Annotated in this window: 5 protein-coding genes; all 5 read left to right on the top strand. The window is 35.7% G+C overall.

Annotation, left to right across the window (positions count from 1 at the left end; translation table 11 throughout):
• Positions 1-100 precede the first annotated feature (100 nt).
• Positions 101-940 carry an RteC domain-containing protein gene (locus ACIQ0M_RS15180; RefSeq protein ID WP_396153749.1) on the top strand — a complete coding sequence of 280 codons (840 nt, stop codon included), beginning with the start codon at positions 101-103 and terminating at the stop codon, positions 938-940.
• A gap of 257 nt (positions 941-1197) precedes the next feature.
• Entirely contained in the window at positions 1198-1485 is a 288-nt protein-coding gene (locus tag ACIQ0M_RS15175; RefSeq protein WP_396153747.1) for a helix-turn-helix domain-containing protein, read from the top strand.
• A gap of 204 nt (positions 1486-1689) precedes the next feature.
• Positions 1690-2577, top strand: coding sequence for a transcriptional regulator (locus ACIQ0M_RS15170; protein ID WP_396153745.1), 888 nt, complete (start codon positions 1690-1692; stop codon positions 2575-2577).
• A gap of 315 nt (positions 2578-2892) precedes the next feature.
• On the top strand, positions 2893-3516 hold the full coding sequence (locus ACIQ0M_RS15165; RefSeq protein WP_396153743.1) for an ATPase: 624 nt from the start codon (positions 2893-2895) through the stop codon (positions 3514-3516).
• A 271-nt stretch (positions 3517-3787) separates the two neighbouring features.
• Positions 3788-4360, top strand: coding sequence for a hypothetical protein (locus tag ACIQ0M_RS15160; RefSeq protein ID WP_396153741.1), 573 nt, complete (start codon positions 3788-3790; stop codon positions 4358-4360).
• Positions 4361-4409: the final 49 nt, after the last annotated feature.

Genomic DNA, 4409 nt, shown 5'->3' with positions numbered 1-4409 from the left:
TTAAAATGAAGTCTACAAGCTTCTTCACTTCCAAAATTTGCCGTAAAACTGAATAAATTCATCGCTTTTTTTTATCAAATATAAGGCTTTTTATTTAATTATGGGTAATTGCGGACAATCAATAAATTTTTTCAGCGAATTTGAAAAAGAATATCAAAATATAAAAAGTATTAATTCCGATGATATATTAATTGCTTCAAAAGTAATTTCATTAATCGAAAGAGAAAGTAAAAAACTTTTTAAATGGCTCAAAAAACATAAATTTAATTCTCCAGATGAAGAAATTTATTTCTTCAAAGATTTAAAACCAATATTTATTTCCAAATTAATTTATTACAAAGCAATTCTAAATATTGAAACTAATCTACCCACTTCACGAAAAAACAAAATAAAGTTCTATGAAGAGGAGTTAAATGCAATTCAAGAATATACTATCAAAAACAAAAAATTCTATGAATATTATAGAGCCAGAGCTTCATATAAAGACAGTGTCTATTTTTTAAGAAGTGTTGAAAAGAATATATTAAAAAGGGATTGTTCTTTAATAAATTATGATTTAAGATTATGTACTACACATGATTATAGTATGGCGACCATGATAGCAAATGATATTCTGACAAATTATTTAGAAAATAAAATTGAAGAATTAGAAAGAAACGGTAGTAATGCTAACAGAACAACTAATCAAACTTTGAACTGGACTGGTAATAAAATAGATTTAGTCGAATTAATTTATGCATTGCATTTATCAAAAAAAATCAATAATGGTTATACAGATATAAAGGAACTAGCTACTAATTTGGGAAAAATGTTTAATCTTGATTTAGAAGATAATATATATCGATGGTATATTGATATTAAAAACCGAAAAACAGTTCGCTCCAAATTTATAAATCAACTTTCAGAAGGACTAGAAAATCATTTACTCCAAGAAGAATAATTTAACATCCAAATGCACAACTTGTGTTTAGGTAGAGTTTATGATACTGATATATCATAATTAGTTACTTTTTATGAACTTCGTAAAAAAAAAATTTCAGAATAGATTTTTATCTTAATATGTTTGTGTTATACTACCCATTTATTATGAGTATTCTTAATATTTCTATTAAAATCATACACAACTTGTGTGAGGGTTGTTAATTAAAACAAAACAAAAACTACAATTTTGCACCATAACCCATTAAAACATAAGTTATGGCAATAGAAGTAATCACCCGTGAAGACCTAAACGAATTCAGAACACTACTACTAAAAGACCTGCAAGAGTTAATCCACTCCAAACCGACACAAACCAAAAAATGGCTTAAATCAAAAGAAGTCATAAAGCTATTAAACATCTCCCCAGGAACCCTCCAAAACCTCCGCATCAACGGCACCCTCACCTACACCAAAATCGGCGGCACCCTCTACTACGACAACGCCGACATCGACAAACTCCTAAACACCAACAAAACAAACGCAATCCCTACCCTTTTCAAATAGGGAAGTAATTGCCATACCGAGCTTGCCGAGGTATCTCCTACGAAGTAGTCAAAACCTCAGCAACTCAGAACCTCAGTAACTCAGCAACTAAAAAAAATGTTCCACCAAACCCTCAACGCCTCATCTCCCTCTCCTTTGGAGAGGGTCGGGGTGAGGAAAAACCTCAGCAACTCAGAACCTCAGTAACTCAGTAACTCAAAAAACATGAACTACATCAAACACCTAACCGGCTTCTTCGAAAAAGTAGTCCTCGACAAAACCCTCAACCCTACCCACGTTAGCCTATACATGGCACTGTTCCAATTTTGGAACTGCAACCGCTTCAAAAACCCCATCAGCATCAACCGCGATGAGGTAATGCGAATAAGCAAAATTAGTTCCAAAGCAACCTATCACAAATGTCTTAAGAATTTGCATAGCTTAGGTTATATCAACTATGAACCATCATACAATCCCTTCAAAGGAAGTCACGTCATTTTATTCAATTTTTCCGAAGACCTAAAACCCGTTCCAAAAAGTGAGAGAAAATCAAAAAATGAACCACTAATTGAACTTGTTTCTGAACAAGCATTGAACAAGTCTTGTACTAGTAGTGAAACAGGTACTGAACAAGCAGTAGTACCTTCTATAAACAATATAAACAAAACAAACACTTCAAACATCCAAAACGTTGAAAACTTGAACGAGCAAGCAAAAAAAATTGAAGATGAAAATGATTCTGAATATAAAAATGAAAAATCAAAAGAAGAAAAAAGTTCCGCGAAAAAAGAAGAAAAGCAAACTCACGATCTTGTCATACCGAGCGAAGCCGAGGTATCTCCTTTGAAAAAGGCAACACCAACAATCGAAGAAGTCAAAACCTATTTCCAAGCCAACAACTTCCCAGAACTGGAAGCTCAAAAGTTCTTCAATTATTTCTCTAGTGTAGGTTGGCTAGTCGGTGGCAAAACACACATGGTCGATTGGCAAGCAGCAGCCCAAAACTGGATAATAAACAGCGTCAATTTCAATCACAACACCGACACAACAACGATAAACCGACCAAATCACCTTAATACCCCAACAAATAAAAACTATGCCGAACCTCTTTAAAAACGATATACCTGATTTTGCCTCCCTTTAGGGATGGGGCAAACAAAATCAGGCAAAAATCAACTCAAAAAAACTATGCCGAACCTCTTTAACCTGAACTGTCACCCTGAGTCCGCAAAGGATTATGCAATCCCGAAAGCTTTCGGGATTGCATAATCCTTTGCGGACTTTGCGGTTAAATATAAAACTCTATAAATAGCACAAATGAAATCCGTGAAAATCCATTATAGCGAAGCTATCAAATCCGTGAAAATCCGTTTAATCTGTGCAATCCGTGTTCCAAAACCTTCGCTTTAGCGAACAAAAAGCAACCCAATGAATGAAAATATAAAATCCCACTACAGCTACCCAGAAGTAATCAATTGGCTCGAACAAAAAGGCATCGAAATATACGGCAATAATTTCAAAATCCTTGAAACCGATTACCCAATCGTGTACAAACTCATTGCCTATTTCTTGAAAGATGAACCAACATGTTTCCAATTCGGAATAAATCTCGACAAAGGAATATTATTATCTGGACCAATAGGCTGCGGCAAAACATCACTGATGAACCTTATGAAATACCTCACCCCCACCGAACACAAATTCTCCGTAAAACCCTGCCGAGACATTAGCTTTGAATTCATCCAAGACGGCTACCAAATCTTACACAAATACAGCATAGGAAAACTTTATCAATCAGAACCAAGAACCTATTGCTTTGACGATTTAGGCACAGAAAACAATTTAAAATACTTCGGAAACGAATGTAACGTAATGGCTGAAATTCTATTAAGCCGATATGATCTATTCATCTCCAAAAAACTAAAAACCCACATCACCACAAACCTCTCCGCCACAGAAATAGAAACCCACTACGGCAATCGAGTTCGCTCACGTTTGAGAGAGATGGTAAACCTTATTGCCTATGACAAATCAACACCAGACAAAAGATGACAAAGCTTTGCATCCCGAAAGCTTTAGGGTTTGTGCCTCCTTTGTGCCCTTTGCGGTTAAAAAAATCCGCGTTCCAAAAACCTCAGAACCTTAGTAACTAAGAACCTTAGCACCTTTGCAGTAAAAAAAATCCGTATAAATCTGCGTTTCGCCCCGGCGAATCCGTTTCATCCGCGTTCCAAAAACCTGACACAAGCGATAGCGAACTGGCGAAGCAAACCTAAAACTTGAAACCTGAAACTTGAAACTTGAAACCTGAAACTTGAAACAAATGAAAACTATAACCTCCTTCTGGCACCACTTCCAACAAAACAACTTCGTTTTCCTGCTCCTAAACGAAATCCCTCAAGAAGAACTAAAAACCCATTTCGATAAACTAATCGAAGTTCTCCATCAATACAACAAAGACCTGGACCTCATCATCAAAAACAAAAAAAACGGTGCAGAATTAATCATCACCGCAAATGGTAACCCTTACCTTTTCAAAGAAGTTGAATTACTAGTCCGTCATGCCCCACTCGTAGAACGTTGGAAAATAACAGCATTCCTTCAACCCGAAATGAATATAGAAAAATACGAAAACGGAACCGACAAACCATTGGAATATTACGGCATTACTTTGCGAATAAGCGAAATGTATTTCATCCCATTAGAAAACCCAAACAAACCAAACGATTTAGGAATAAAAGTGCTACTCAAAAACTACATTGTCCACAAAGACAACCCAAGACTTCGAGAAGCAGTTTACATACACATCGAACACCTCATTGGAAAAAACGGTCAAATTGACCACCTAATTCCGGAGCAAATTGACCATCGATTCCGATTCAAAATGACCACCTAATTTCGGGTCAAATTGACCACCACTTTCCGGTTGAAATTGACCACCGAAA

This window comes from Flavobacterium sp. (assembly GCF_044339515.1).
In the GTDB taxonomy this organism is placed as follows: domain Bacteria; phylum Bacteroidota; class Bacteroidia; order Flavobacteriales; family Flavobacteriaceae; genus Flavobacterium.
The sequence above is the reverse complement of the archived record's forward strand: the minus strand, read 5'-3'. Positions and strand labels throughout refer to the sequence as shown.

Coding starts and splice junctions, on each gene's coding strand:
- ACIQ0M_RS15180 (WP_396153749.1), top strand. CDS start 101: ATGGGTAATTGCGGACAATCAATAAATTTTTTCAGCGAATTTGAAAAA.
- ACIQ0M_RS15175 (WP_396153747.1), top strand. CDS start 1,198: ATGGCAATAGAAGTAATCACCCGTGAAGACCTAAACGAATTCAGAACA.
- ACIQ0M_RS15170 (WP_396153745.1), top strand. CDS start 1,690: ATGAACTACATCAAACACCTAACCGGCTTCTTCGAAAAAGTAGTCCTC.
- ACIQ0M_RS15165 (WP_396153743.1), top strand. CDS start 2,893: ATGAATGAAAATATAAAATCCCACTACAGCTACCCAGAAGTAATCAAT.
- ACIQ0M_RS15160 (WP_396153741.1), top strand. CDS start 3,788: ATGAAAACTATAACCTCCTTCTGGCACCACTTCCAACAAAACAACTTC.